Raw genomic sequence first — 26,392 nt, 5'->3', positions numbered from 1 at the left:
GGGCGCGTTCAGGTCTCGTGGACGAGGCGTCCGGACGCGAAGAGGGCGACCTCGGGCCGCCACGCGTCACAGTACTCAGGATCACCGGCGAAGCGCAGCGCCAGCGCCCGGACGGGCAGGCAGGGCCACGCGGGGACGGGGATGTGGCCATGAGTGGGGAAGAGCGTGTACGGGGGAATCCGCGAGCATGCGACACAGCCGGTGAACCTCACACCCCGCGTCTCCGCGCGTCAGTCGGCGAAGGTACGGCGGTATCTCGACGGGCTGCTCCGGGTCAGCGCGGTGAAGTGCACGCGCAGCGACTCCGCGGAGCCGAAGCCGCATCGGTGCGCGATGTCGTCGACGCCAAGGCGAGTGGTTTCGAGGAGGACGCGGGCACGGGCCACACGTTGCCCAGCCACCCAGCTCATGACGCTCGTGCCGGTCGCGGCCCGGAATCTGCGACGCAGGGTCCGTGTGCTCATATGGCTGTGCCGGCCGACCGACTCCAGAGTGAGCGGCTCGTCGAGATGCTGCAGAATCCAGGTGATCACGGCGGTGATGTCCGAGTCGCCGCTGGGCGGGACGGACTCGATGAACTGAGCCTGTCCGCCTTCGCGATGCGGCGGGCTGACCAGAAACCGGGCCATCGCGTTCGCGGTCGCCTGACCATGATCGAGCCGCAGCAGATGCAGGCACAGGTCGGTTCCGGCAAGGACACCGGCCGAGGTGAAGACGCCGGTGTCCTCGACGTAGAGCTCCGCCTCACGAACCGTCACCGACGGATAGCGGTCCCGCAGCCGCCCCGCCCAGTGCCAGTGGGTGGTGGCGCTCCGGCCGTCCAGGATTCCGGCCGCCGCGAGGGCGAACGCGCCCGTGCAGATCGACACCATGCGGCTGCCCCGGTCGTACGCGCCACGCAGCCGCTCGACCAGCTCCGCGTCCGGCGGCGCGGTGGGGTCTTCCACCCCAGCGACGATCACTGTGTCGGCCGTGTCCAGCCGGTCCAGCGGCGCGGCCTCGCGGGGCACCAGCGGCCCCTGCGCGGAGGCCGGACTCACCAGGGTCAGCTCATAGGGGGCGCCGTCGGGCCGGGAGGCGGCCAGATGGTCCGGCCAGCGGCCGAACACCTGCTGTGGGACGGCGACATCCAAGGGGACGAAGCCCGGTTGCACCACCAGCGCGACCTTGGCCAGATCCTTGGGATTGTTGTCCACATGGCCATCGTACGGCGGTTTCGACCCTTCTAGCGTGGTCGCATCACCCCGACGACCGGATACCGAGAAGAGGCGAAACATGCACGTCGTCATCGAAACCTGGTCCCCCCACCCCGGGTTTCCCGCCGCCGCCGAGGAGACGCGGAACGCCCTGTTCGCAGGTGTCGCGGAAGCCACGCGGCAGCGCGCCGACAGCGGCGTCGTGACGCTCGGCCGGGGCACGGTGGCACGGTGAACCCGCTCGACACGCTGCCGGACGAGATCGGAGGGTGGCCGCGGACGCCGGTCACGGAGGCCGCTGTCGCCTTCGCCGCCGAACATTCCCCCGCCTACCTGCTCAACCACTGCATCCGCAGCTTCTTCTACGCTCGCTCCATCGCCGCCACCAGAAACCTCGTCGCCGGGACGGACTACGACGACGAGACGCTCTTTCTCGCCACGGTGCTGCACGACATCGGCCTGACCGACGAGGGACACGGTCCGAACCGGTTCGAAGTGGACGGCGCGTTCCGAGCCGCCCGCTTCGCCCGCGATCACGGTCTGTCCGATGCCACCGCCGACCTGCTCTGGGACGCGGTGGCGCTGCACACCTCGACCGGCATCGCGGTCCACAAGCAGCCGGTCGTCGCCCTCACGCACCTCGGCATCGGCGCCGACATCTTCGGCTTCGGCGCCGAGGAAGTGGACCGGGCCGTGCTCGACGCCGCCCACTCGGCGTTCCCCTGGCTGGATCTGCGTGAGCGGATCCTCGAGACGGTGGTCCACCAGATCGACGAGCAGCCGTCGAAGTGGGCGCCCGTGTCATTCGTCGACGCCGCGTATCGCAGGCTCCGCCCGGACAATCCCTTTCCCGGGCTGGACGAGTTCTGCGCCGCCCCGGCGGTTCCGGACTGACAGGACCGCAGCGCGCGGGTCCGCCCGGAGGCGGACCCTCACGCCTTCGGGCCGTAGAGCGCGGCGATGTCCTCGGAGCCGGCCCAGCGGCTGTAGGCGGGCGCCTGTGGCCAGCCGTCGGGGGAGTCCTGCCACTCCTCCTGCCGCCCGTACGGCAAGAGATCGATCAGCGCGAAGGAATGACTGAGCTGCTCGGTGCCACGGCCGTTGGTGTGCCAGGTGCGGTATACGGTGTCGCCATCGCGCAGGAACACGTTGACCGCGAATCCTCCGCCGGGCGGTGCGCCGACGTCGGTACCGAACGGGCTGTTCGCCGTGGAATACCAGGCCATCTTGTTCCCGACCCGCCGCTTGTAGGCGAGTGCCTCGTCGATCGGGCCCTGGGTGACGATGACGAACCGGGCATCGTAGTTGTCCAGGAAATCCAGCCGGGTGTACTGCGAGGTGAACCCCGTGCAGCCCGGGCACTGCCACTCCTCGCCCGGGAACCACATGTGGTTGTAGACGATCAGCTGCCTCTTGCCGTCGAAAAGGTCCGCCAGCCGGACGGGGCCGTTCTCGCCCTCCAGGGTGTAGTCGGGCATCTCGACCATCGGCAGGCGGCGGCGCTCGGCGGCGATCGCGTCGAGCTCCCGGGTCGCGGCCTTCTCCCGTACACGCAGCGCTTCGAGCTGACGCCGCCAGGTATCGGCGTCGACGACGGACGGTAGTGCGTCGGGGCTCATGGTCCGCTCCCTGATCATGTGGGTGGCCTGCTGTGTCCATGTGTAGACCTCGCTCGGTCGTCGAACTCATCGGTGCCGGCCATGTCACCGCTTGGCGGCTCCTGGCCGGAGGTAGGACGGCTGGGCGAACCCGGAGACGCGGACCACTTCCTTCGCACCGTCAACGGCTGACGGTGGTGTTACCAGCTGATGGCGTCGTCCATCGACTGCTGCCAGTAGGTGACCTTGAGGGAGTCGTCGATGTAGGCGCCCTTCGCGGGCAGTGACGGGTGGGCGGCCGAGGGGACCTCCTCGTCGGCGGTGCGGCCCTGGAAGTAGACGGCGAGGGACTTCTCGGTGTGGCCGTTCGTGCCGCTGCCGTCGGCCGCCGACAGGTTCACAGAGGAGTAGCCGGACTCGCCCGGGGCGAGCGTGACCACGGCCTGCGGCTTCGAGTCCTCGATCACCGGCGGCTCCGACTGGGCCTCGCCGAAGCGGACGGCCGGGTAGCCGTAGAGGTAGCAGGTGCTGCTGCCGGTGTTGGTGACCGTGAGCAGCATGTGGTTCACGGGGCGGTTCAGGGGAGCCGCGACCGTCTTGGTGTTGGAGCCCTGGCAGGTGACGCCCTTCTTGCCGCTGGTGCCGGACTTGCCGGTGTCGGTCTTGCCGTTCCCCGACGCCGCGGGCACGTCCGTGGCCGAGTCCGAACCGGCGGCGCCCGTCTTGGCGTCCTCCTGGGAGGACGAGCCGGAGGCGGACGCGGTCGAGGAGGCGCCCGCCGACGAGCCCTCATTGCGGACGCCCTCTCCGTCGTTGCACGCCGTCAGGGAGAAGGCGGCGACCGCGACGGTCGCGGCGGCGGTCAGGAGGCGGGTGCGGGAGGCACGGATGCTGGACATGTGGGTGAGCCCTTTCGGTGGTGCGGTGGGTGTGGTGCTTGGATGACCGGAGCTTGTGGGGCGGTCCGTCCCAGCTGCCACGAAAGCCGGGCAGTCGGAGACGCTGGAACGCAGAAACGGGCTTTGACCAGGGGGAACGTAAGGGACCTGGGACGCGGGAATGGGACGCGCCGGGCCACAGGGGAAGGGGAGTAACGGTGTCAGGGACGACAGGGGCCGCGGGAGCGGCGGGGGCCGCCGGGGACGCGGAGGCGTTCGCGGAGCGGCTGCGGGGGCTCAAGGAGCGCTCGGGGCTGAGCTACGGGACGCTCGCCAAGCGGCTGCACATGAGCACGTCCACGCTGCATCGCTACTGCAACGGCACGGTGGTGCCGGCCGATTACGCGTCGGTCGAGCGGGTCGCGCGGGTGTGCCGGGCGACCCCCGAGGAACTGGTCGAGCTGCACCGGCGGTGGATTCTGGCGCATGCGGCGCGGGGGCGTAAGGAGCAGGGGCCGGGCGGGGCGGCGCGTGGTGCGGGTGCCGGGGCGGGCGTCGCGGCCGGGGCCGGGGAGCACCAGGGCGCGCCGACGCCTGGTGATTCGGCGCCCGGCGCCGGGGGCGGCGGACTGCCCAGGGCGGGGACGCGCCCTGCCGATTCGGGTGCTGCGCTGCCCGACGCGGCGGCTGGAACGGAGTCGGCGTCCGAGGGCGGTCAGCTCCGCGAGCCCGGTGGAACGGATGAACCGGTTGTCGGCGGCACCGTCCCACCCGCTCCCGTACGGTCCCGGCGGCGCCGCACCGCGCTCGTCTCGTCCGTCGCCGTGGCCGCGGTGCTGGGAGCCGTCGCGTTCGCCGTGAATCTGCCGTCCTCCGGAGACGACGGCGGTGGCGAGAAGGCCGCGGGGGCGGGGGCCGCCACGCCGACCACCGGCCCCGGCACCGGGACCGGAAGCCGAGGGAACGACAAGCGGCCGTCCGCTTCGGCCTCCCCTTCCCCGTCCCGGAGCGCGAAGACCGGCAAACCCTCCGCCCCGGCGTCGGAGCCCGCCGCCCACAGCGGCGGGAGCGCCGCCGAACGTCCCGGCGGCGCACCGGTCAACATCGCGACCCGCCCCTACGTCTACGACAGCCCCTGCAGCCAGCACTTCCTCGTCGACAGCGAGCCCGAACAGGTCGGCCCGCCCGCCGCCGAGCCGGACGCGCCGCGCTGGGCCGCCGCGTACGGCGCGGTCTCCTCGGGGGAGCAGCGCGTCGCCCTCACCGTGCAGGGCACCGGGAAGGACACCGTCGTCCTGGAGGCGCTGCACGTACGCGTCGTCGCGAAGGGCGCCCCGCTCACCTGGAACGACTACTCGATGGGCGTCGGCTGCGGCGGCGACGTCGAAACCAAGTCGTTCGACGTCGACCTCGACAACGGCAGCCCGACCGCCACCGTCAAGAACGGCCAGCGCGACTTCCCGTACAAGGTCAGCGAGTCCGACCCGGAGGTCTTCTACGTCACCGCCCACACCACGGCGCATGACGTCCGCTGGGACCTCGCCCTGGACTGGTCCAGCGGCGACCGCCACGGCACCGTGCACCTCGACAACAGCGGCTCCCCGTTCCGCACCAGCGCCGCCGCCGGCCGCCCCGGCTACGACTACCCGCTGGGCAGCAGCGAGTGGGCCAAGCGCGAGGAGTAGCCACGGATGCCGAACGCGGCTGTCCGCCCTCGGGCGCGGCAGCGACGTGTTGGCCATCGGTTAGTCGCTCATCAGCGGCGGCGACCAGGGTTGCTTCCCGCGGCCGACCGGTTTCAGCTGCGGCGAGCATCGACAACCACTGGTCGTCGTCTTGCCCGCGCCGTGGGTGCCGTTGAGCCATACGATCACGGAACCCGACGCTAGCGCTCTGCGGGCCGCGGGAACGGGAACAGCGGAAATCCGGTACGGCTTCGGCACCCGTTCCGCCACCGCCACGCCGGTTCCCTACCCGCATTCCTGCGAGCCGCAGGCGTGGGCCGCGGCGGCACCGTTGGCGCTGCTCACGGCGTCGCCGCGGGTCGCCGTCCGGTAACCCCGCCCGCCCAGCGTCATCGAGGCCCGCGCATCCGGTATGCCCGGGGGATCGCTGCTCACGTCGGCAGTGACCAAGGCCACGGGGTTCCGGGAGTGTTGGCGCGGGCATGGCCATTACAGTCGGCGCCGTGGACTTCCTCACCGACATCCTGGGCGAGCCCTACCAGTCGATCGACCTGCCGCTCGCCGCCGACCACGAGGGCGATGTCGTCGCGACCCTGGTCCGCCGCCGGTCCGCAGATCCTGGCGCCGCGGCTGGAGGCTCCCGCCGAGCGGTGCTCTATGTGCACGGCTTCGTCGACTACTTCTTCCAGACCCACCTGGCCGACTTCTACGCCGAGCGCGGCTACGACTTCTACGCACTGGACCTGCGCAAGTACGGCCGCTCACTGCGCCCGCACCATTCGCCGAACTACATTCACGACCTCGGCGCCTACGACGAGGAACTCGACGAGGCCGTCCGCATCATCCGCGAGGTCGACGGACACGACACCCTGCTGCTCAATGGCCACTCAACGGGCGGCCTGATCAGCGCCCTGTACGCCGACCGGCGGACCGGGCGGGGGACGATCGACGCGCTCTTCCTCAACAGCCCGTTTCTGTCCCTGCCCGCTCCCTTGCTGATCCGCACGCTCGGCGCCCCCGTCGTCGGCCTCCTCGGACGGCTGGTGGCCACCCGCAAGCTCCCGGCCCCGCTCAACCCGCACTACGTCCACAGTCTCCACCGTGACTTCCGGGGCAGTTGGGAGTTCGACCTGACCCTCAAACCGGCCGAGGGCTTCCCCCTCTACGCCGGGTGGCTGGCGGCGATCCAACGGGGCCAGCGGCGGGTGCGCCGCGGCTTGGGCATCGACTGTCCGGTTCTGGTGATGGCTTCGACCGCCAGCACCGCCACCACCGAGTGGGACGACGCACTGCTCCGCACCGACGGCGTACTACGCGCCGATGACATCGCCCGCCTCGCACCCCGGCTGGGCCCCCGGGTCACCACCGTGCGCATCCGGGACGGGGTGCACGACCTGGTGCTGTCGATGCCCGAGGTGCGCGAGCGCATCTTCGCCGAGCTCGATCTCTGGCTCCGCGCCTATCTGCCGGACCGGGCCGGGTAGTTCGCGGACACGTCTGACCCGGGCCTCGCCCAGGAACGACGGTCCGTGCTCCCGCCGTGGCTTCAGTCGTGCGCGGGAAGGGGGCGGTCGGCGATGTCCAGGGCTTCGTCGGCGGGGACGCCCAGCATGCGCAGCATCATCTCCGCCATGGCCGCGGCGGGAGCCGCACGCCGAACGCGACCCCGGGTAACCAACCGGGGGGCACAAAAAGGACGGTGCCGGGCGTCCCCTCCCGGCACCGTCCAGGGCCGTGTGCCGCTCGAGGCACGGCCCGTCCGGGGTCAGCCGACCTCCGCGGGCTCCTTCACGTCCTCTTCTGCCTGCTCCTGGCCGTGCGGGGGCGCGGCGGCCTTGCGGCCGGGCAGGACGGCCAGGACGATCAGGGCGCCGGCGGCCATGATGATGCCGCCGATGAGGCTGGTGTGCGCGACACTGTGGGCGAAGGACTCGTGTACCGCGTCCACCAGCGCCTGAGCCTTCTGGGGGCCGCCGCTCGGGCTCTTCGCGATCTGTTCGGCGACCGCGAGGCCACCGCCCACCGACTCCTTGGCGACGTCCATGGCGTTGTGCGGGAGCTGGTTGCCCACCAGGTCACTCAGCTTGTCCTGGTAGGACGTGCTGAGCAGCGAGCCCAGGAGGGCGATGCCGAGGGAGCCGCCGAGCTCCAGCGAGGTGTCGTTGGCGCCGCCGCCGACGCCCAGCTCGGCCTCGGGGAACGAGCCCATGATCGTGTCGGTCGCCGGGGACACGCTCAGGCCGATCGCGAAGCCGAGCAGCAGCAGCGACGGCAGGAAGTCGGTGTAGTCCGAGCCCTTGCCGATCTGCGTGAGCAGGAACACGCCCACGGCGCCGATGACCATGCCGGGCACGACCATGGCCTTCACCCCGAGCTTCGGGGCCAGCTTCCCGGTGACCGCGGCACCGACGAACACGCCACCGGCCAGCGGCAGCAGGCGAACGCCGGTCTCCAGGGCGTCGTAGCCGAGGACGAACTGCAGGAACTGTGTGGCGTAGTAGATCGAGCCGAAGGTGCCGAAGAAGAAGAACAGCACCGCGAGCATGGAGCCGCCGAAGGCACGCAGCCTGAACTTGCGGACGTCCAGCATGGGGTGGGGGTGCTTGAGCTCCCACAGAGCGAAGGCCAGGAACCCCACGCCCGCGACCACGGCCGCGGTGACCGGGCCGGTGCCCCAGCCGAAGTGCGGGCCCTCGATGATCGCGTAGACGAGGGAGCCGACGGAGACGATCGAGAGCAGACCGCCGATGTAGTCGATCCGGCCCATGCCCTTCGCCTTGGACGGCGGCACCAGGACGAGTGCGCCGATGACGCCGACGACCGCGATGGGCACGTTGATCAGGAAGGTGGAACCCCAGGCGTGGTCCCGCAGCAGCCAGCCGGCGACCACGGGGCCGACGGCGATGGCGAGGCCGGAGGTCGCGGTCCAGGCGGTGATGGCCCGTGCCCGCTCACGCTTCGGGAAGATCGCCACCAGCAGGGACAGGGTGGCCGGCATGACCACGGCGGCGCCCACGCCCATGATCGCCCGGGCGGTGATGACCAGGTTGGTCTCGTCGACCTGGCTGCCCATCACCGAACCGCCCGCGAAGATCAGCAGGCCCGTGACGAGGGCGCCGCGGCGGCTGTACTTGTCGCCTATCGCGCCGAGCACCAGCATCAGCGCGGCGTAGGGGACGGTGTAGCCGTCGACGACCCACTGCAGATCGCTGCTGCTGAGGTGCAGGTCCGTGGTCATGTCGGGCGCGGCGACGATCAGGGATGTGTTGGCCATGACCACGATCAGCAGGCTCAGGCACAGCACGATCAGTGCCCACCAGCGCCGTGGGTACGGCCCGGTCATCTTCTCGACCGGTGTGTTCGCGACGAGCGGCATCGGAAGCTCCTAGGGGGCGAAGCGGTCGGCTTCGGGGGTCGGCAGGAGCGGTGCGGGCTGCTGCCTTGGCACCGAGGACAGTTACTTGCCCATGGATGTGCAGACTAGTTTATTGCCCATCGGTGTGCAAATATTGCTTGCTCGTCGATGGGTAAGCAGGTGGGCCCCGCAGAGCGGCCTGGTGAAGGAGGTGCTGCCGTGCCCAACCCGCGAGTCCCGCCAGACCCCGGCCGCCGCCGGACGCGCACCACACGGACCCGCATCCTCGAAGCGGCCCGCCGGGAACTGGACCGTGATCCCGACAGCAGCCTTGGCGACATCGCCGAGGCCGCCGGGGTGTCGCGCCGTACCGTCTACGGGCACTTCGCCGGGCGGTCCGCGCTGGTCGAGGGGCTCGTGGACGACGCCGCGGAGGCCCTTCGAGCGGAACTCACCGCGGTCGCGCTCCCGGCCCCCGACGCCGCCATCGCCCTCGCGCGCTTCGTCCTCACCCTGTGGCCCGTCGGCGACCGCTACCGCATGCTGCTCCGGCTCGCCCCCCAGGACCTGGGCGCCGAACGGGCCGACGTCCTCGCCCCCGCCCGCGACATGGCCACGGCGATCATCACCGAAGGCCGGCGGCAGGGCGTCTTCCGCACCAGCCTTCCGCCGCCCGTGCTCAGCCGCGCCGTCGAGGCATACGTTCTGGCGCTCCTCGAATGCGGGAACACCGGCACCTGGACCGACGACGGCACGCGCACGGCCGCCGCCGCCCTGGTCGCCGTGGGGGCCGACGGCGACCTCGCCCGCTGCGGTGGTGGTCCGCATGCCGGAAGCGATCCGGGATCGCGAGGAATGCCGCGTGTCAGAATGGACGTGCCGCTCCTGTCCGCCGTACCGCCCCCGAGGTTGTCCGTGACCAAGCCCGCTGCCCGCGTCCCGCAGCGACGCAACGCGCGTTCCAACCGGGCGCGCATCCTGGCCACGGCCCGCAAGGAACTCGGCCGGAACCCGGACATCACACTGGAGGAACTGGCGCGCGCCGCCGGTGTCGTACGCCGCACCCTCTTCGGCCACTTCCCCGGACGGGTCGCGCTGCTCGAGGCGCTGGCCGAGGAAGCCTCCGAGGCCCTCCGGGACGCGGCGGTGGCCGGAGTGCAGTTCAAGGGCCCTGCCGAGCGGGCGCTCGCGCACTTCGCGTTGTCGATGTGGCCCGTAGGCGACCGCTACCGGATGCTCCTGGCGCTGGCCCGGCACGACCTGGGCGCGGAACGCGTCGCCGAGATCATCAAGCCCGCGCGTGAAGACGTCACGTCCATCCTGGAGCGTGGACAGCGGGACGGCGTCTTCCACACCCATCTGCCCCCCGCGGTGCTCAGCGCGGGCCTGGAAGCGCTCACGGTCGCTCTGCTGGAGCAGGTCAACACGGGGGCACTGGAGGACGACGGCACCCGAAGCGCCGTTGCCATGCTCATCGCGGCCGGTGTGCCCGAGAAGCAGGCATGCGCCGTGGTCGAGGACGTCGCAGCCACGGTCACCGCGGAGGCCGCGGACGGCACGGAGGCCGCGGAGTCCACCGCCGACTGAGCCGTCGCACGGCGACGTGGACGACGGGCCCGATGCGCGGCCGGAGCCGACCAGGCGACCGGTGCAGCGCGAGCATGAGCAGGCCGGTGCCCTCGAACGCTTCGACGCGATCGACCGGGCGCGCGGGGGGCGAGCCGGCGCAGTCGGTTCCGCACAGCCGATACGTGCGAACCGCGCGTCGCTTCAGGAACCTGTTGCGGAGTGAGGTCGCCGCCACAGCCCCCACCATGGGGGCGAGCAGGTAGACCCAGAGGAAGTCGAGTTGGCCGGAGACGATCGCCGGTCCGAACTGGCGGGCCGGGTTGACCGAACCCCCGCGGGATGGCCGCGGACACGGGCGAGGACCCCGCGATCCAGCGCACGATGGTGGTGACGCCGAAGAGCAGCGCGAACGCCAGGAGGCACTCCAAGGCGCTGTTCCTGGCCACCAAGGTCCAGGTGACCGGGCCGGCCGGAGCGGGCGGGGCCGGTCGGCCGTCTGCTGCGCGGGCCTGGTCCATGCTGGTGGGTCCCTGCGTGCTGGCTGGGGCGGCGGCGCCCGCGGGTGCGTGTACGTGTGCGCTGGAGATGTGTCCAGCGAAAGCTCGGCCTCGCCACCCTCCGCCACCGGGTCGGGCATATCGGCGAGGTGCAGGATGTGGGGGTCACCGAAGCGATCGAAACGCAGAGCGCGCATGACGAACCCTTTCTGAGCTGACGAACCCGATCTGAGCTCGGGGTATATCCCCCCGGGCGCCCTACCCGAGGTGGCGCGGCGGCGCGGTGCCGGATCCGGGCGGGCGGGGGTGTGCGCTTCATGCCGGGTCCGTCGGCCGGCCGGGGCCCACGCCGGTCGTGTCGCCGAGCAGCCGCTGCATGGAGGCGAGATCTTCGTCCGCCAGGTCGCGACGCACCCGTGGACCGCAGGCGCGCAGCAGACGGGAGAAGTCGGCCGCGGCGTCGGTGATGCGTTCCGCCAGGGCGGCCCCTGACTGGGAGCCGAAATCGCTGGTGGCGGCGTAGACGGCACGGGGGGAGACGATCGCGTGCAGATAGGTGAGCATCGGGCGCAGGGCGTGTTCGAGAACCAGCGAGTGCCGCTCGGTCCCGCCGGTCGCGCCGATGAGGACGGGCAGGTCCGAGAGCGTCTGTTCCGGCAGTACGTCGAAGAAGGACTTGAACAGCCCGCTGAAAGAGGCGTTGAAGGCGGGTGTGACGGCGATGATGCCATCGGCGTCGGCGACCGTTCGGAAGGCGGATTCCAGTTCGTCCTTGGTGAATCCCGTCAGCATCGCGTCCATGATGAGGTGGCCCAGGGGACGGAGTTCCACGAATGACGCCTCGACCTGTTCGCCGTGTTCTTCGAGTTCCCTGGTCACAGCCGTCACCAGCCGGTCCGCGAGGAGTCGCGTCGAGGACGGCTCGCGCAGACCGCCGGTGATGATCGCCAATTTCATCGCGCTTCCGGACCTTCGTCGTCGTCGGACTGCGGCTTTTCGTTGCCCCTACGGGCGCGGAGCAGGGACGCGTGCGTCGGGGCCGGCGGGACGTCGGCCGGCCTGCCGACGGCGAACTCCTTGCGGAGCACCGGCACCACTTCCTCGCCGAGCAGATCGAGCTGTTCGAGCACCGTCTTGAGCGGGAGACCGGCGTGGTCGATGAGGAAGAGCTGGCGCTGGTAGTCGCCGGTGTAGTCGCGGAAACCCAGCGTTCGCTCGATGACCTGGGCCGGTGATCCGACCGTCAACGGCGTGAGCGTCGTGAAGTCCTCCAGCGAGGGGCCGTGTCCGTAGACCGGGGCATTGTCGAAGTACGGCCGGAACTCGTCGACCGCTTCCTGGCTGTTGCGACGCAGGAAAACCTGCCCGCCCAAGCCGACGATGGCCTGTTCCGGGGTGCCGTGACCGTAGTGCGCGAAGCGCCGGCGGTACATCTGAACCATCGACTGCGTATGGGAGGTGGGCCAGAAGATGTGGTTGGCGAAGAATCCGTCCCCGAAATAGGCCGCCAGCTCCGCCACTTCGGGGGTGCGGATGGAGCCGTGCCAGACGAACGGCGGGACGTCGTCCAGTGGCCGTGGCACCAGGGTGAAGCCCTGCAGGGAGGAACGCAGCTCGCCCTCCCAGTCCACCACCTCCTCGCGCCACAGGCGGCGCAGCAGGCCGTAGTGCTCGACGGTCAGGGGGACGGCCTGGCGGATGTCCTGCCCGAACCACGGGTAGACGGGCCCGGTGTTTCCTCGGCCCAGCATGACGTCCGTACGACCGCCGGACAGGTGCTGGAGCACGTTGAAGTCCTCGGCAATCTTGACCGGGTCGTTGGTCGTGATCAGCGTGGTCGAGGTCGACAGGATGATGCGCTCGGTCTGCCCGGCGATATAGCCGAGCAGCGTCGTGGGCGAGGAGGGTACGAAGGGTGGGTTGTGGTGCTCGCCGGTGGCGAAGACGTCGAGTCCGACCTCCTCGGCCTTGCGCGCGATCGCGACGGTGGCCTGGATGCGCTCCGCCTCGGTGGGGGCTGTCCCAGTCGTGGGGTCGGTCGTGACGTCACCGACCGTGAAGATGCCGAATTGCATCCCCAGCGCTTCGGACGAGTCCATGCGGAACTCCCTCCGGATCTACTGTCCGGGTTGTACGTAATTCTCCCAGTCTTGCGACCGTCATGCAAAAACGTGTGTCTGCTGGGGAGGACCTCGGTCGTCACAAGCTGCCGCGCCGCGGCCGCGTGGCTAGCATTGACCACGTGGTATGTCCGGTATAGGGCGATCATCCGGTGTTGCGATGAGATCGTCCGGTGCCGCGATGAGAGGGAGGAAGCGACGATGGCCAGCGATCCGAAACCCGTGCCCGACCGCGTGTCCTGCGCGTCGCTGGTCGACGCCATGGGCCGGGTCCACGGTCACCGGGCGCATATCGTCGGCCTCGTCAGCCCCGCGCCACGAGAGCTGTTCGGCCCGGCCGCCACGATTGCCTATGTGCCCTACCGCGACGACGTCCCGCACGCCGAGTTCGGCGATCTCTTCGGCCAGGCGGTAGGCGACCGTCCGGCGGGCACCGTGCTGGTGCTTTCCAGTGGAGGCCATCCCGACGTATCCCACGGCGGTGGAACGAAGCTCTCCAGGCTTGAACACACCCATGCCGCTGGAGTCCTGGCGGACGGGCGGCTGCGCGACTTCGACCAACTGGGCGCCTACGGCTTCGCGACCTGGTGCCGGGGGGAGGCGACTCGCTGGGGCGGCGATATCGCCATGCCCTATGCCGTCAACGTCGCCGTGGAAGTGGGCGGCGTATGCGTGGTCCCCGGGGACTACGTCTACGCCGACGCCAGCGGCGCGGTCGTGATCCCGGGCGGAAGCCTGCGGCGGGTGATCGACGAAGCGCTGAAGGTCGAGGCCGAGGATGCCCGCGCCGCGGAGGAGATCCTCGGCGAGTACCGGGCGCCTTCGTGAGGCACCGATTCTCGTCGCGAGGCCGGGTCGGTCGGCGGCCCTCTCGGAGTGATCCTCGGCGACCTCAGCGGTAGTCGGGGTTCGGGTAGTCGAAACGGCAGCCCGCTTCCCACTCGGAGCGCTGGTTGCCGTGGGCGGGGATGCCGTCGGCACGCTTGAGCATGGCCCCCAGATGCATCAGGTTCCAGGTCATGAAGGCGGTGTTGCGGTTGGTGAAGTCGTTATCCGGGCCGCCCGAGTCCGGGTCCAGGTACGACGGCCCCGGTCCCGCCGCGCCGATCCAGCCCGCGTCGGCCTGGGGCGGGATGGTGTAGCCGAGGTGCTGGAGGCTGTAGAGGACGTTCATCGCGCAGTGCTTCACACCGTCCTCGTTACCGGTGATCAGACAGCCGCCGACGCGTCCGTAATAGGCGTACTGGCCCTTGTCGTTGAGCAGACTCGAGCAGGCGTAGAGACGTTCGATCACCCGCTTGGTCGCCGAGCTGTTGTCGCCGAGCCAGATCGGCCCCGCCAGCACCAGGATGTCCGCCGCCATCACCCGCTCGTACAGCGTCGGCCAGGTGTCGGTGGCGAAGCCGTGTTCGGTCATGTCCGGGTAGATGCCCGTCGCGATGTCGTGGTCGACGGCCCGGAACTCGTCCGTGGTGACCCCGTGCGCATCCATGATCGCGCGACTCCGGTCGATCAGCCCCTGGGTGTTGCTCCGCTGCGGAGACGGCTTGAGCGTGCAGTTGATGTACAGGGCGGTCAGGTCGTCGAAGCGGTACGTGTCATCGGTCGGGGTGGCGGTGGATGGCGACGCTGCCATGCGGGCTCCTCATACGGGACTGCTGACCCGGCGGGCCGGGCCAGGCTCAGCAGCATCTCGCGAAGATCGCCGTTTGTCCCTTTACGACTCATTTTGCGCGTGTTTATGCACTTCATAAGACCAAGGTGCGGATCGAGCGCGAAGGAATCGCCAGAGCGCTGTCCGTCGCTCTCCTCGTCAACAACTCCCGTACGGTAATCGGAAGTTGACAGGCGTGGGCAGGGCGACTCCACCGGCCGGTGAGGTCGACGTACCGGACGTACCCCGCACCCCGGAACGGCTACATGCTCACGCGAGCGGTGAGGAGCACGCCATGACGACGACACTGACCGTGGACTTCTGGTTCGACCCCGCCTGCCCCTACACCTGGCTGACCTCGCGGTGGGTGGTGGAGGCGGCCAAGGTCCGGCGCCTGGACGTGCGCTGGCGCGTCATGAGCTTGGCGGTGCTCAACGAGGGCCGTGACGACGATCCCGAAGGGGACCCCGAGGGCTACCTGTGGGTGCCCGTACGCATCTGCGCCGCCGTCCTGCGGCAGTACGGTCAGGAAGGGCTGGGTGCGTTCTACGCCGCCCTCTGGGCCGATCGCGGTGACGGCGGCGCCAAGCAGTGGATGAATGATCCCGAGGTGGCGCTGGCCGATGCCGGGCTGCCTCCGGAGCTTGCCGAGGCCGGGTCCTGCGGCGACTACGACGGCGCGGTGCGCGCTTCCCACGCCGAGGCCATCGCTCTCCTCGGACCTCATGTCGGCACTCCGGTCGTCGCCGCCCCGGACCCGGGCGGTGCCGCCGACGCGCGGATCGCTTTCTTCGGGCCGGTGCTGTCCCGGGTCCCCCGGGGCGAGGAGGCCGGCCGGCTCTGGGACGCCACCTTGGTGGTCGCGGGCGCCCCCGGCTTCCATGAACTCAAGGGCGCACCGGCCAGCCCGTCCCCCGATGTGAGCGGCTGGGCCGGTCGGCCGTGAGCCGGCGGGGCGCAATCCTCGGCCCCTCCTCATCGCACCCGCAGGGGACCGGCACCACGGTTGCCAACGGCGTCGCCGAACCGATGAGTTCTCTCGCTCCGGCCGGTCTGCACTCTCGACACGCTGACCACGCGACATCGACCGGCAAGGAGCAGTGACCGTGCGGAAGATCATTGAGCAGGCGGTAATCACCCTGGACGGCCAGATCAGCACGCCCCAGAACTGGCTCCCCACGCGGCGGGCCGGCGAGTTCGAGCAGTTGTCCAGGGACCTGCTCTTCTCCGTCGACGCGCTGCTCTACGGGCGGGTCAGCTACGAGAACCACCGAGGTGTGGCCGGCCATGGAGGAGGCGTTCGGTGACTACGCGGTCCGGATGAACACCATCCCCAAGCACGTGGCGTCGCGCACCCTCACCGAGGTGAAGTGGAACGCCACCCTGCTCGGGGACGACGTCGTCGACGCCGTACGCAAGCTGAAGGAACAGCCGGGCGGCGACATCCTCAAGGTCGGCACCGGCGGCTCGTTCAGCCGGACACTGCTCGAGCACGGGCTGGTCGACGAGTATCTGTTCTGGCTGTTCCCGGTCATCGCCGGCAGCGGCGAACGGCTCTACGACGGGATCGACACCACGGACTTCGACCTGATCGACGTCAAGCGGCTCACCAACGGCGTCCTCGGCCTCACCTACGTTCCGAACGCCCGCTGACACCACCGTGCCCCGCCGTGCGACGGCACCAGTGTCCTGTGGACGGAAGCGCGGCCATGACCACGGCGGCGATCGCCAAAGCGGCCGTCAGCGGGCCGACGACGTAGGCGATCAGTTCGACGTCCGGTGGCCCACCCACCACCTTGTACTGCACGCTGGCGCTCAGATTGTGCAGAGCCGCCACGCCACCGGTTGTCGCGATCATCCGGCGACCGGCCATCTTGCGCTGGAACAGCAGCAGCGCGCCCGTGGCGAGCATGACCAGCTCCACGATGCCTATCGCCATATTCACCACGATCAACCCGGTTGGCGCGGAGTGATCTTGGACGTAGTCGATGGTTCTGGAGACCATGAACAGGAGCCCCGGAAGGCACAGCAGCGCCAGCGCGATCGCGGCAGTCGCGGTCTTGCGCGCCTTGGACGTGGGATCCACCGGCGGGAGCGACGTCGTGCCGGGCAGCGTCGGAGGCAGGGTGGGCCCGCCTCCTGGTGGCGCGTGCCCTGGTGCGTGGGCCTCGTCGCCGTGGCTACCGCCACCGGCCAGCAGCGAGATCACCTTGACGGCGACGCGTCGCCCCAGCGACTCGTCCTGCGCCTCCCACACCTGCCCCATACCGCCCTCGCCGAGCTGCCGCACCATCCGGTACCGGCCCCCCAGTAGCTCATCCCGCACAGCCACGCCTCCCCGTTTCGACCACTTCAGCCCTCCCACCGGCGAGCCGGTGCATCGGGATCATCGCGCAACCACGCGGATGCCGCCTAGAGGGTCCGCGAGAGCCTGGGCGATCTCCCGCGGGCGCTGTACGCGAACGCCCCGACGTAGCCGCCGTCGCACACCTCGCCCTTGGCGGCGCCCTCTCCCGATCGTGGCGGCGTACCGTGGCAGCGTGGCAAACGAAGACCTCGGGCGGACCCTGCGCCGCTTGCGCCGTCTGGCCTCCCTGACGCAAGAAGAGCTGGCCGAGCGCTCCGGCGTGTCCGTCGATGTGATCCGTCAACTCGAACAGGGGCGGAAACGGTCGGCACGCCTCCCCACGTTGCACGCGTTGGCGAACGGTCTCGGTGTGGAGCTGACCACGCTTCTGGGCGACCCGCCTGCCGTCTCCGCCACAGGCGAGAACGACGGACCCCGCTTCGTAGCGGTGCGCCGCGCCATCATGCCCCCGCTCTGGGGACCGGAGCCGGAACCACCAGGGCCCGGCTTCTCGTCGGACCGTCTGCGCGAGCAGATCGCGGATGGCTGGACGCAGTACCACTCCGCCGAGTTCGACACGGTGATGAAGGCCCTGCCGGACTTGATCTCGGATGCGCGCACCGCCACGGCATCGTCCAACCACGACGACCGCAGGTCGGGTTTCGCGGCGCTGGGCAAAGCGCTTCAGCTTGCCGGACACGTCGCCGTGCGGATGGGCAAGACCGATCTCGCCCTCATCAGCCTGGAGCGCGATAGAGGCTGCGGGGCAGTCCTCCGATCCGCTGCTTCCGGCGATGATCGTCAACTCCACGGCCTGGACTTACCAGCGGCAAGGCCGCCTGGACGACGCGTTGAGCATCGCCCTCCGTGTCGCCGACGACATGGCGAACGCAGGCCGTACCGACACGGCCGACGGCCTGAAGGTGTGGGGCGCGCTGACCATGAGCGCCGCCACGTCGGCCGCGCGAAGCGGTGACTATGAGCGCGCGGCAGCGATGATGGAGACGGCGGAGAAGGAAGCCGCCCGAGTCTCGAAGCTGCCCGACGGCGGCGACAACCGTATGGTCAGCGTCTTCAGCCCGTCGTCGGTCCGCATCGAACGGGTCAGGCTCGCAGTCCAGTACGGGCACCCGCAGGACGCCTTGGCACTGGCCAAGGGGATGCGGCTGAGCAAGGACACACCGCCCTCTTGGCGGACGTGGCTGCTGCTGGACGTGGCCCGAGCCCACACGGACATCGGCGACGCCGCCGGGGCGGTGAAGACCCTGGAGTCCCTGCGCCGGGTGGCGCCGACGTGGATGCGGCACCACACCTTGGCCGTGGCCATCGTGCGCGACCTGTGGGCACTCCCCAACCACCCCCCGGGGCTAAGGCCGTTGGCGGAGTTCCTGGGGATCAGCGAATAGCGTGGTGAAAGTGGGACGTTGCGCCCCTGTCAGCGTTCCCGGCATGTCGCTTACATAAGCGGACAGCGCCCCGGCGGCCGTGCGACCAGCCCGGGGGTTGGCCCATCTGAGGAAGCAGACCGACATGCCGCAACCTACAACGCGTGCCCGCCCGACCGGGCGTCCCGGGTACAGCGAGACTCTGCCGCGCGAACCCGAGAGCGCCGCCACCGCCCGGCGCCTGGTGCGCGTCGCCTTATCCGTCCGGGGCCTGGACGACTTGGCCGAGGACGGAACCCTGATCATCTCCGAGTTGGTGACCAACGCCGTCCGGCATGCGCGGAGAGAAACCATCCGGGTCGTCATCGACCGCCCCGGGGCGGCACGGGTGCGGACGGGCGTCGTGGACTTCTCGAAGGTGCGCCCTGTGCGCAGGGAGCCGAACATCGGAGACGAGAACGGGCGCGGCTTGGCACTCGTGGGGACGCTGGCGAGGGACTGGGGCACCGAGCCGTTGCCGTGGGGCAGGCGGGTATGGGCAGAACTGGACGGGGAGGTACGGGGATGAGTACGCGCGCAGTGATCGGGCACGAGACGTGACGAAGCCCCGAGCCGGTGAATACCACCGGCCCGAGGCTGCACGTGGGGTGGCCCTCGTCGCTGTGGACGGCCTGCTTCACGGCGCACCAAAACTCCTTGGCGCCCGCCGGCGGATGGGGCACTCCCAGGGCGTGAGCGCCGTACCCCGCTCTGTGGCGACTCTCAGCAACCACGTAGGCCGCCAGCCGCCGGTCGGCTCGGGCTGGGAACTGTGCCAGTTGTACTTCGTTGATCGGAGTGGCAAGTCCGGGGAACGGTCGTCGACGAGCCTTGCCGAGGGGAGTCCGCGCTCACACCCTTGGGGAGGGCGTCTACGACGTGTACCAGATGACTTCCGCCCGTCGACGCTAGTGTCTGCGGGAGGAGCGACGGGGCGGGGGCGGCGATGTCGGGACAGGAGACGCTGGACGGCCGGTACCGGCTGCTGCGTGTGATCGGCCACGGCGGCATGGGTGTGGTCCACGAAGCGGAAGACGTCCAGCTGGGCCGCCGGGTGGCGGTGAAGATCCTGGGGACCGCGCAGGGCTTCCCGGACGGCCAGGAGGTGCTGAAGCGCTTCCGCCGTGAGGCTCAGGCGCTGGCCCGCATCAGCCATCCGAACGTGGTGACCGTCCACGACGCCGGGGTGCATGACGATCGCCCGTACCTCGTGATGGAGCTCCTGGACGGGCTCGGACTGCACCGGCTCGTCGCGACCTGTGGTCCCCTGGAACCCGATGTGGTACGCGTGGTCGCCACCGCCATGTGTTCCGGGCTGGGCGCAGCCCATGCCGCGGGTGTGCTGCACCGCGATGTGAAGCCCTCGAATGTGCGCGTGACCGTGACAGGCCAGGTGGTCCTGCAGGACTTCGGGCTGGCCCGGCTCACGGAGACGTCCGCGATCACCCGAGTCGGCACCTTGATCGGCACACCCCAGTACATGGCACCCGAATCGATCCGCGGTGAGCAGTCCGGACCGGCGTCCGACCTGTACGGGCTGGGCCTATGCATGTATCTGATGCTCACCGGCGAGTCCCCGTTCGACGTCGCAATGGACGTCGGGGCGGTCGTCGAGCAGGTGGTCGACGAAGGCGTTCCCTCACTGGCCTCCCGCCCGGGGATACCCGAGGACCTGGTGACGATCGTCGATGGCCTGTGCGAACGGGACCCGAGCCGACGACTGGCGGACCCTTCCGCCGTGCAGCAGGCCCTTGCCCCGCCTCCCGAGGCGCCGGAACACCTCACGGCCCTGGTCGAGGCCAAGGTACGCGAGCAGGCCCTGAGCTATGTCCACGAGACCCTCGAAGCGGACTCCTCGCTTCCCGAGTACTTCGACACAGTCGCCCACGCTACGGCCGCACTGCCGGTTTTCGGCGACGGCAGCGGGCCGCTGTCCCTCAGCGACGCCACCCGTCAGCTGGTCATCGGCAGTATGACGGCGCAGAACCCGGTGTCCCGGCTGCGAGAGGCCGTCAGCCTTGTCCAGCGGGGAGAGTTCCAGGAGGCGGTGCGTATGCTCACCGCCGTGGCCCAGGTCTGTTCAACGGAGTTCGGCGAGGGCCACTCCATGACGCTGGCCAGCCGCTACTGGCAGGCGGTATGCCTGGCCCGGCTGGGCGCGGGCAGGGAGGCGCTGGCGCTGTTCGCGAAAGTCGGCGCGCATCTCAAGGCAGGGGAGGGTGAAACAGGTGGCTGAGATCGACGTACGGGTAGCGGCGGGGGACGGGCCGAACGCCGTCGAGTGCGAGGACGAACTCCGTTCGCTGCTGCGCTGGTTAGGCGAGGACGAATCCCTCGGGCGGCTGCGCGGTCAGGTGGCCGGCGACGGGCCGCCCGCACCCGGCACCATGGGCACCGGCTTCGACGTGCTTCAACTCACCATCGGATCCGGGTTGTCCAGCGCCGCGCTCATCGTCTCCATCCTTCAGTGGCGCGATGCCCGTCGCACCCGGCCCGTACTGACGCTGCGCCGCGGCGCCGTAGAGGTCGACATCCCGGTGGACATGGCGGCCGACCCCGAGACGGTACGTGGCATCGTCGAGCTGCTCGACGAACCCGGGCGCGGCACCGGGCGAGCCGAGCCCGACGGGGAGACTGGTGGCGATGACGGATGACGCAGTTGCCTGACCTCGCGGCATCCAGAGCCGTCCTCATCGGCAGCGCGGCCTATGACCACCTGGAACAGCTCCCCGCCGTCGCCGCCAATGTCCGCGACCTCTCCGAGGCCCTGCGCGATGCCTTGCTCTGGGGCCTGGCGAAGGAACACTGCGAGGTTGTCTCCGACCCCCACAACCCGTCCGCGCTGCTCGACCCCGTCCACCGGGCCGGTCATGAGGCCACCGACACGCTGTTCGTCTACTTCGCAGGCCACGGGCTCCGCGACACGGAATCCGCCGACCTCTACCTGGCGCTTCGGGGCTCCCGAGAGAACACCGGCTATACGGCAGTGGCCTACGAGCACCTGCGCGCGGCCATCCGCGGCTCCCGCGCCCGCCGCCGCGTGCTCGTCCTCGATTCCTGCTTCAGCGGGCGCGCCGCGCGCACCCTTGGCAGTGAAGGCGGCTCCCTGGCCGCTCAGATGGCTGTGGACGGCGCCTATGTGCTCACGGCCTCGCCCCGCGACCGGCCGGCGCTCGCGCCTGATGGCGAACTCCACACCGCGTTCACCGGGGAACTGCTCGACATCCTGCGCCTCGGCGTCTCCGGCGGCCCTGAACTGATCGACCTCGACACCCTCTACCGCGCTCTCGACCAGCGTCTCAGAGCGAAGAACCGGCCCCTGCCGCAGTGCAACCGCGAGAACAACATCGGACGGCTGCCCCTCGTACGCAACCGGGCCCGCGACACGGCCCACACCCCGGCCGGACCGGTCCTGGAGGCCGATGTGCGCGCCGCCATGGTGGCCACCGGACTGGGTTTGGCGCGCGTGCTGCGCACCGAGGGCCGCCACCGCGATGCCCTGCCGATTCTGAGGCTGGCGCTCCGCGAACAGGCACCCCAGGCGGCGGACAACACCTTTGCGGTCCAGCTTGAATTGTCGGATCTGCTCGCCGAGACCGGGCAGAGCCGGGAGGCCATCGACGTGCTGGAGCAGGCGTTCCACCGGACCCACCGCAGCTTCGGGCCTGAGGCGGTCCTGGTCTGCCGCAGGCTCGCCGATCTGCTCCAGGAGTCGGGCAATTACATCCAGGCATGCGAGGTGCTCAAGCACGCACTCGACCTGGCTGCCAAGACGTAGCGGCCTTGTCCATGAATATAAGCGGGCCGAATAGGGCGCCCAGCCGAGGGAGGCGCTGGTGGCCGGGCGCCGCCCCGACCGGCCGGTGCCGACGATGGCCGGTACCGCCGCGATCGGGGCGGTTGTGCGTCTGCCGGCCACCGCTCATCGAGGAGGGCCGGGAGCTGTCCTCGATGAGCGGCATGCCGGCCGACATCAGCTACCGTCTGCTGCCGCTGACGGCCCGGCCTCACTTCAGATGCCGGGTGAAGAACTGGGCCGCGGCGTCTCCCGCGAAGTGCGGGACGCCGGTGTGCCCGCCCATGTTGGCGTGCAGGGACTTCTCCTTGGAGCTGAAGGCGTCGAACAGGTCCAGGGCCGCCTGCCGGTCGTTCCCTTCGTCGTCCCACTGCAGCAGGACGTGCAGTGGAACAGTGACCTGCCGGGCCTCCTCGAACATGGCGCGAGGCACGAAACTTCCGGCAAAGAGACCGGCGGCCACGATGCGCGGCTCGACTGCCGCCAGCCGGATGCCGATGGAGGTCACTCCTCCCGAGTACCCGACCGGGCCGCCGATCTCGGGCAGTGAAAGGAGGGCGTCGAGGGCGGCCTGCCATTCCGGGACTGCCTTTTCGACCAGCGGGAGGACGAGGGCGTCGACGATCTCGTCGCTGACCGGCTCGCCGGCGTCCATCGTCCGGCGCAGGTCGGCGCGGGCCTGCTCGGCGGCGGGCCAACGGGGCCGGTCGCCGCTTCCGGGGAGCTCGATGGTGGCCGTGGCGAAGCCGTCCGCCGCGGAGTGCCGGGCGCGGGCCACCAGTCGGGGGTACATCTTGTGAAGCCCGAGGGGAGGGTGGCCGAGCAGGATCAGCGGCACCGGTGCGGATGCTGATGCGGGTGTCCACAGGATGCCGGGGATCTCGCGCAGGGTGAATTCGCGCTCGAGGACGCCGTCGTCGAGGCGCTGTTCGGAAGTGAATCGCATGGTCGTGCCTTTCGGGAGGGCTCGTGAACGGCGCTCCCGGACGACCTATCGCCCGACCGTGACCCCGGAGGGGAGCACCCATGTCGATACTGCGTTCACGGGTACCACCTCCTCGTTCTCTCGCACGGCCACCGGAAAAGTAGCAGTGGTCGCTGTGGGCCGCCAATGGGTTTTTGCCAAACCCGCCCGGCCCCGGGCGGTGCCACTGGGTGGTGCCGGGCGCCGGGGGCATCCGCGGCCGGCCCGGCCACCCTCGTGGTTCGGCGGGCCGTCCGCGGGTGCCCCCGGCGCAGCGGGGTTCAGGCGGATGTGGTGGTCGAGGCCGTGTCGGTGCGGGGCTGCCGGCCGGTCGTCGTGTCCAGGGCCGGGGGCTCGTCACCCCGTTCCTCGGGGAGCTTCAGCAGGAGTGTCAGCACGAAGGCGACCAGGTAGAGGGCGAGGAAGATCAGGGTGACTCCGCCGGCGCCGACGAGGGGGAAGAAGAGGCTGGCGAGTGCCGGGCCGACGAAGGCCGCGCCGCCCGCGCCCAGGTTGAGCAGGGCCATGGAACCGCCCTTGTTCTCCGGCGCCATCGACGGGATGAGCGCCGAGATGGGGACGAATCCGGCGAGGGTCGCCCCGTAGAACATCCCCGCGAGCACCGCGACCCAGTAGTAGTCCGCGCCGAGCCAGGTCGGTACGAAGTACAGCGTCGTGACGCTGATCGCGCAGCCCAGCGCGCCGAAGCCCGCGATGGTCGTGCGCCAGCCGATGCGGTCGGAGAGGACGCCGAAGATGAGGTTGAAGAAGATGTTGGTGCCGTAGATGATCGCCAGCAACTGGAGCCACTTGTCCTCGCCGAAGCCGACGTCGTCGGAGAAGATCCGCGGCAGGTACACCAGCATGCCGAACTCCGGGGCCGTGTTGATGACCCGGACCAGGCAGCCCACCAGCACGCGCGGATGGGTCCAGATGATGGAGACGGAGTTGAGCAGGCTCTGGCCGGTGGTGACCTCCGGCGGCGCCATCCGGTCACCGCCGGGCCTCCTGCGGGCGCCGACCAGGGCGATGGCGCCGCCGAGGAGGATGAGGGCGAGTGCCGACCACAGCGTGCCCAGGCGGCCGAACGAGGGGATCGTCAGGCTCGACCACAGCGAGCCGAGGGTGGGCAGGCCGCCGGTGAAGGCGAAGTAGAACCATCCCACCGCGGTGCCCAGCCGGGCCTTCGGTGCCGTGTTGGTGATCCATACCAGGAAGCCGAACGCGAAGAGCGGGTAGCCGAAGCCCCGGATGCCGTAGAAGAGCAACATCAGCGGGTAGTTCTCGGTGCCCAGCGCGAAGAGCAGGTACGCGGCGTCGAAGACGGCCCAGATCACCAGGCCCGTCCACATCACCCGGCGCGGCCCCCACACCTGGCAGAGCGCACCGGAGAACCACGACGCCAGCATGACGGCGATGCCGTACACCGTGATGACGTACCCGGCCCGCACGTCCGTCGCCGCGCCGTGGTCGGCCATGTACGGGGCGATGAACCCGGCTTCGACACCATCGCCGATCATGAACAGGAGTACGCCCAGATAGCCCAGGATCAAGGGTTTCGGCATCGCTCGACCTCCACTCTGCGGTGATGTAAGGAGTACGACCGCAGATACTCAAGCGCGCCGAGAGAAATATCAAGAGTCTTGGTAAAGATAACGGGATCGAGTGGTAACTACTCCGTCTCGATGACCCGCACATCCGTCAGCTCCCGCATCTCCCGCACCAGCTCCTCGTCCACCGGACCGGTCAGCAGAACGTGGTCGAAGGAGTCCACGCCCTCGAGCTGGTGCAGCGCGCGACGGCCCACCTTGCTGTGGTCCATGAGCAGCACGCTCGTCGCGCCCGCCTGCCGGGTCGCCCGCTTGATGCTGACGATCTCCTGCTCCTGGTGGAACGTCATGCCCGCGGTCATCGCGGAGGTGGAGAGCACGCTCAGATCGACGGAGATGCCGCCGATCATGTCCATCGCCGGCAGGCCGATCCATGAGTCATGGGTGCGCGAGTACTCGCCGCCCACACAGATCAGCCGGATGCCCTCGGCGCCCCTCAGCTCCTCGGTGATCAGGCGGTAGTTGGTCACCACGGTCAGCGGTCCCACCTCGGGCAACAGCCGCGCCAGAGCCAGCGCCGAGGTCGAGTCGTCCAGCATCACCGACATCCCCGGGGCCACGAACGGCAGGGCGGCGCGGGCCAGCGCCCGCTTCTCGTCGGCGTGTGCGTGCAGCCGGAAGTCGGAACTGGACTCGAAGACCATCGAGGGCTGCGCGGAGACGCCGCCGTGGTACTTGCGCAGGATGCCGCGGTCCGCCAGCTCGGCGATGTCCCGGTGGACCGTCATCAGGCTGACGCCGGTCAGTTCGACCAGTTCGGCGACGGTGGCGTCCCCCCGGGCCAGAACGTGGTCGACGATCACTTGGTGCCGCTGCTGCCGCGCGCCGCGCGACGACGGGGGAGTAGTCATGCCCCCATCCTGCCGTGTTCATTTCTCACATAGAACCAGTGACAACTCACGTAGCCAATGTTAATTTCGCTGTGCCGGACACCGCCGGGTGCGACGGACACCGCCGGGTGCGACGGACACCTCCCGGTGCTCCGGCACAGCCAGAGATCATCAGCCAGGAGATCAGGGGTACGCATGGCCGACGCAGTGGTCTTCGACATGGACGGCGTACTGGTGGAGAGCGAGCATCTGTGGGAAGAGCTGTGGGCCGCGTACGCCGCCGCACGCGGCCGCGCGTGGGGCCCGGATCAAACGCGCGACGTCCAGGGGATGAGCGCCCCCGAGTGGGCCGCCTACCTCACCCGGTTCTGCGGGGCGGGTGACTCCGCGGCAAGCACCGAGGAGGTCGTGGTCGACGGCATGGTCCAGGCGCTGGCCGACGGCCGCATCGGCCTGCTGCCCGGAGCGCGAGAGATGATCACCGCCACCGCCGAGCTCGCACCCGTCGCGCTCGCCTCCTCCGCGCCGCGCCGGGTCATCGACGCCGTCCTCGCCCACCATGGTGTCGACCACCACTTCAAGGCGACCGTCTCCAGCGCCGAGGTGGAGCGCGGAAAGCCGAGCCCGGACGTCTATCTGGCCGCCGCCCGCGCCCTCGGCGTGGCCCCGGAGCGCTGTCTGGCGGTGGAGGACTCCAGCAACGGACTGCGCGCCGCCGCGGCCGCCGGGATGACCGTGGTGGCCATCCCCAATCCGCAGTACCCACCCGCCGACGACGCCCTCGCGGCCGCCGCCTACCGTTCTGCGGACCACCATGCCGTACGTGACTTCCTGCTCAGCAGGCTCGACACCCGAGGGGAGTGACCCGA

The 26,392-nt window shown here is 70.0% G+C and carries 28 protein-coding genes and 2 pseudogenes; 16 read left to right on the top strand and 14 right to left on the bottom strand.

Features of this window, described 5'->3' with window-relative positions:
* Positions 1-8: 8 nt before the first annotated feature.
* On the bottom strand, positions 9-212 hold the full coding sequence (locus CGL27_RS07740) for a hypothetical protein (RefSeq protein WP_203348575.1): 204 nt from the start codon (positions 210-212) through the stop codon (positions 9-11).
* Positions 213-230: 18 nt separating this feature from the next.
* Positions 231-1,196: an AraC family transcriptional regulator gene (locus tag CGL27_RS07735; RefSeq protein ID WP_240450386.1), complete on the bottom strand. Its 966-nt coding sequence runs from the start codon at positions 1,194-1,196 to the stop codon at positions 231-233.
* 79 nt (positions 1,197-1,275) lie between these two features.
* Between CGL27_RS07735 and CGL27_RS49865 the strand changes: the two genes are divergently transcribed.
* Together CGL27_RS49865 and CGL27_RS07730 are read left to right on the top strand one after the other, a co-directional pair.
* On the top strand, positions 1,276-1,431 hold the full coding sequence (locus CGL27_RS49865) for a DUF6616 family protein (RefSeq protein ID WP_162952904.1): 156 nt from the start codon (positions 1,276-1,278) through the stop codon (positions 1,429-1,431).
* Positions 1,428-2,090: an HD domain-containing protein gene (locus CGL27_RS07730; RefSeq protein ID WP_162952903.1), complete on the top strand. Its 663-nt coding sequence runs from the start codon at positions 1,428-1,430 to the stop codon at positions 2,088-2,090. Before CGL27_RS49865 ends, CGL27_RS07730 begins: the two co-directional genes overlap by 4 nt.
* A 38-nt stretch (positions 2,091-2,128) precedes the next feature.
* On the opposite strand, the gene CGL27_RS07725 is transcribed toward CGL27_RS07730, so the two are convergent.
* Positions 2,129-2,815, bottom strand: a complete 687-nt coding sequence (locus tag CGL27_RS07725) for a DUF899 family protein (RefSeq protein ID WP_119994283.1) — start codon at positions 2,813-2,815, stop codon at positions 2,129-2,131.
* 179 nt (positions 2,816-2,994) lie between these two features.
* On the bottom strand, positions 2,995-3,693 hold the full coding sequence (locus CGL27_RS07720) for a DUF4232 domain-containing protein (protein ID WP_119985503.1): 699 nt from the start codon (positions 3,691-3,693) through the stop codon (positions 2,995-2,997).
* A gap of 197 nt (positions 3,694-3,890) precedes the next feature.
* Here CGL27_RS07720 and CGL27_RS07715 point away from each other — a divergent pair, with 197 nt between their 5' ends.
* The gene (locus CGL27_RS07715; protein WP_119985501.1) at positions 3,891-5,357 is read left to right on the top strand and encodes a helix-turn-helix transcriptional regulator; all 1,467 of its coding nucleotides are present in this window, start codon (positions 3,891-3,893) and stop codon (positions 5,355-5,357) included.
* 285 nt (positions 5,358-5,642) lie between these two features.
* On the opposite strand, the gene CGL27_RS49860 is transcribed toward CGL27_RS07715, so the two are convergent.
* Positions 5,643-5,792, bottom strand: coding sequence for a hypothetical protein (locus CGL27_RS49860; protein WP_162952796.1), 150 nt, complete (start codon positions 5,790-5,792; stop codon positions 5,643-5,645).
* 47 nt (positions 5,793-5,839) lie between these two features.
* Here CGL27_RS49860 and CGL27_RS07705 point away from each other — a divergent pair, with 47 nt between their 5' ends.
* Positions 5,840-6,841: an alpha/beta hydrolase gene (locus CGL27_RS07705; protein WP_119985499.1), complete on the top strand. Its 1,002-nt coding sequence runs from the start codon at positions 5,840-5,842 to the stop codon at positions 6,839-6,841.
* 281 nt (positions 6,842-7,122) lie between these two features.
* Here CGL27_RS07705 and CGL27_RS07695 read toward each other — a convergent pair whose 3' ends face one another.
* Positions 7,123-8,733, bottom strand: a complete 1,611-nt coding sequence (locus tag CGL27_RS07695; RefSeq protein WP_119985497.1) for an MFS transporter — start codon at positions 8,731-8,733, stop codon at positions 7,123-7,125.
* A gap of 147 nt (positions 8,734-8,880) precedes the next feature.
* Here CGL27_RS07695 and CGL27_RS51595 point away from each other — a divergent pair.
* Together CGL27_RS51595 and CGL27_RS07685 are read left to right on the top strand one after the other, a co-directional pair.
* Positions 8,881-9,111: pseudogene (locus CGL27_RS51595) on the top strand (helix-turn-helix domain-containing protein); the annotation flags it as partial.
* A gap of 516 nt (positions 9,112-9,627) precedes the next feature.
* A complete protein-coding gene (locus tag CGL27_RS07685; protein WP_162953278.1) occupies positions 9,628-10,299 on the top strand; it encodes a TetR/AcrR family transcriptional regulator in 672 nt (223 codons plus the stop codon).
* Here the strand turns inward: CGL27_RS07685 and CGL27_RS07680 are convergent.
* The 3 genes from CGL27_RS07680 to CGL27_RS07670 form a co-directional block, all read right to left on the bottom strand.
* A complete protein-coding gene (locus tag CGL27_RS07680) occupies positions 10,247-10,918 on the bottom strand; it encodes an aquaporin (protein ID WP_240450954.1) in 672 nt (223 codons plus the stop codon). The two genes, CGL27_RS07685 and CGL27_RS07680, sit on opposite strands and share 53 nt — an antisense overlap.
* Positions 10,919-11,093: 175 nt before the next feature.
* Entirely contained in the window at positions 11,094-11,735 is a 642-nt protein-coding gene (locus tag CGL27_RS07675) for a CE1759 family FMN reductase (protein ID WP_119985494.1), read from the bottom strand.
* Positions 11,732-12,853: an LLM class flavin-dependent oxidoreductase gene (locus CGL27_RS07670; RefSeq protein WP_119994281.1), complete on the bottom strand. Its 1,122-nt coding sequence runs from the start codon at positions 12,851-12,853 to the stop codon at positions 11,732-11,734. Before CGL27_RS07670 ends, CGL27_RS07675 begins: the two co-directional genes overlap by 4 nt.
* Before the next feature lie 246 nt (positions 12,854-13,099).
* On the opposite strand from CGL27_RS07670, the gene CGL27_RS07665 reads away from it, so the two are divergent.
* Positions 13,100-13,726, top strand: a complete 627-nt coding sequence (locus CGL27_RS07665; protein WP_119985492.1) for an RraA family protein — start codon at positions 13,100-13,102, stop codon at positions 13,724-13,726.
* Between the two features lie 64 nt (positions 13,727-13,790).
* Here the strand turns inward: CGL27_RS07665 and CGL27_RS07660 are convergent, their stop codons facing one another.
* Complete coding sequence (locus CGL27_RS07660; RefSeq protein ID WP_119985490.1) at positions 13,791-14,534, bottom strand: flavodoxin family protein; 744 nt, start codon at positions 14,532-14,534, stop codon at positions 13,791-13,793.
* Between the two features lie 313 nt (positions 14,535-14,847).
* On the opposite strand from CGL27_RS07660, the gene CGL27_RS07655 reads away from it, so the two are divergent.
* From CGL27_RS07655 to CGL27_RS07645, 3 genes are all read left to right on the top strand, one after another.
* On the top strand, positions 14,848-15,498 hold the full coding sequence (locus CGL27_RS07655; RefSeq protein ID WP_119985489.1) for a disulfide bond formation protein DsbA: 651 nt from the start codon (positions 14,848-14,850) through the stop codon (positions 15,496-15,498).
* Between the two features lie 160 nt (positions 15,499-15,658).
* On the top strand, positions 15,659-15,859 hold the full coding sequence (locus CGL27_RS07650) for a hypothetical protein (RefSeq protein WP_162952902.1): 201 nt from the start codon (positions 15,659-15,661) through the stop codon (positions 15,857-15,859).
* Positions 15,840-16,205 carry a dihydrofolate reductase family protein gene (locus CGL27_RS07645; RefSeq protein WP_119985485.1) on the top strand — a complete coding sequence of 122 codons (366 nt, stop codon included), beginning with the start codon at positions 15,840-15,842 and terminating at the stop codon, positions 16,203-16,205. The genes CGL27_RS07650 and CGL27_RS07645 overlap by 20 nt, the downstream gene beginning before the upstream one ends.
* Here CGL27_RS07645 and CGL27_RS51590 read toward each other — a convergent pair.
* On the bottom strand, positions 16,180-16,884 hold the full coding sequence (locus CGL27_RS51590) for a hypothetical protein (RefSeq protein WP_240450385.1): 705 nt from the start codon (positions 16,882-16,884) through the stop codon (positions 16,180-16,182). The two genes, CGL27_RS07645 and CGL27_RS51590, sit on opposite strands and share 26 nt — an antisense overlap.
* 208 nt (positions 16,885-17,092) lie before the next feature.
* Between CGL27_RS51590 and CGL27_RS07635 the strand changes: the two are divergent.
* The 5 genes and pseudogenes from CGL27_RS07635 (at position 17,093) to CGL27_RS07615 (ending at position 22,101) form a co-directional block, all read left to right on the top strand.
* Positions 17,093-18,305, top strand: a pseudogene (locus tag CGL27_RS07635) (helix-turn-helix transcriptional regulator).
* A gap of 124 nt (positions 18,306-18,429) precedes the next feature.
* Entirely contained in the window at positions 18,430-18,852 is a 423-nt protein-coding gene (locus tag CGL27_RS07630) for an ATP-binding protein (protein WP_119985483.1), read from the top strand.
* 417 nt (positions 18,853-19,269) lie between these two features.
* Positions 19,270-20,559 (top strand): serine/threonine-protein kinase, encoded by a 1,290-nt coding sequence (locus CGL27_RS07625; RefSeq protein ID WP_119985481.1) that lies wholly within the window; start codon positions 19,270-19,272, stop codon positions 20,557-20,559.
* Positions 20,552-20,977: a hypothetical protein gene (locus CGL27_RS07620; protein WP_119985479.1), complete on the top strand. Its 426-nt coding sequence runs from the start codon at positions 20,552-20,554 to the stop codon at positions 20,975-20,977. Before CGL27_RS07625 ends, CGL27_RS07620 begins: the two co-directional genes overlap by 8 nt.
* Positions 20,974-22,101, top strand: a complete 1,128-nt coding sequence (locus CGL27_RS07615) for a caspase family protein (RefSeq protein ID WP_119985477.1) — start codon at positions 20,974-20,976, stop codon at positions 22,099-22,101. The genes CGL27_RS07620 and CGL27_RS07615 overlap by 4 nt, the downstream gene beginning before the upstream one ends.
* A gap of 229 nt (positions 22,102-22,330) precedes the next feature.
* Here CGL27_RS07615 and CGL27_RS07610 read toward each other — a convergent pair whose 3' ends face one another.
* The 3 genes from CGL27_RS07610 to CGL27_RS07600 form a co-directional block, all read right to left on the bottom strand.
* Positions 22,331-23,065 (bottom strand): alpha/beta hydrolase, encoded by a 735-nt coding sequence (locus tag CGL27_RS07610; RefSeq protein ID WP_119985475.1) that lies wholly within the window; start codon positions 23,063-23,065, stop codon positions 22,331-22,333.
* A 299-nt stretch (positions 23,066-23,364) separates the two neighbouring features.
* Positions 23,365-24,648: an MFS transporter gene (locus CGL27_RS07605; RefSeq protein WP_119985473.1), complete on the bottom strand. Its 1,284-nt coding sequence runs from the start codon at positions 24,646-24,648 to the stop codon at positions 23,365-23,367.
* 107 nt (positions 24,649-24,755) lie between these two features.
* Positions 24,756-25,544 carry a DeoR/GlpR family DNA-binding transcription regulator gene (locus CGL27_RS07600; protein ID WP_078645208.1) on the bottom strand — a complete coding sequence of 263 codons (789 nt, stop codon included), beginning with the start codon at positions 25,542-25,544 and terminating at the stop codon, positions 24,756-24,758.
* 174 nt (positions 25,545-25,718) lie between these two features.
* On the opposite strand from CGL27_RS07600, the gene CGL27_RS07595 reads away from it, so the two are divergent.
* Entirely contained in the window at positions 25,719-26,387 is a 669-nt protein-coding gene (locus tag CGL27_RS07595; RefSeq protein WP_078645209.1) for an HAD family phosphatase, read from the top strand.
* Positions 26,388-26,392: the final 5 nt, after the last annotated feature.

It is taken from the genome of Streptomyces sp. 11-1-2 (assembly GCF_003595545.1).
GTDB classification, from domain to species: domain Bacteria; phylum Actinomycetota; class Actinomycetes; order Streptomycetales; family Streptomycetaceae; genus Streptomyces; species Streptomyces hygroscopicus_B.
This window is presented reverse-complemented; position numbering and strand designations above follow the sequence as displayed.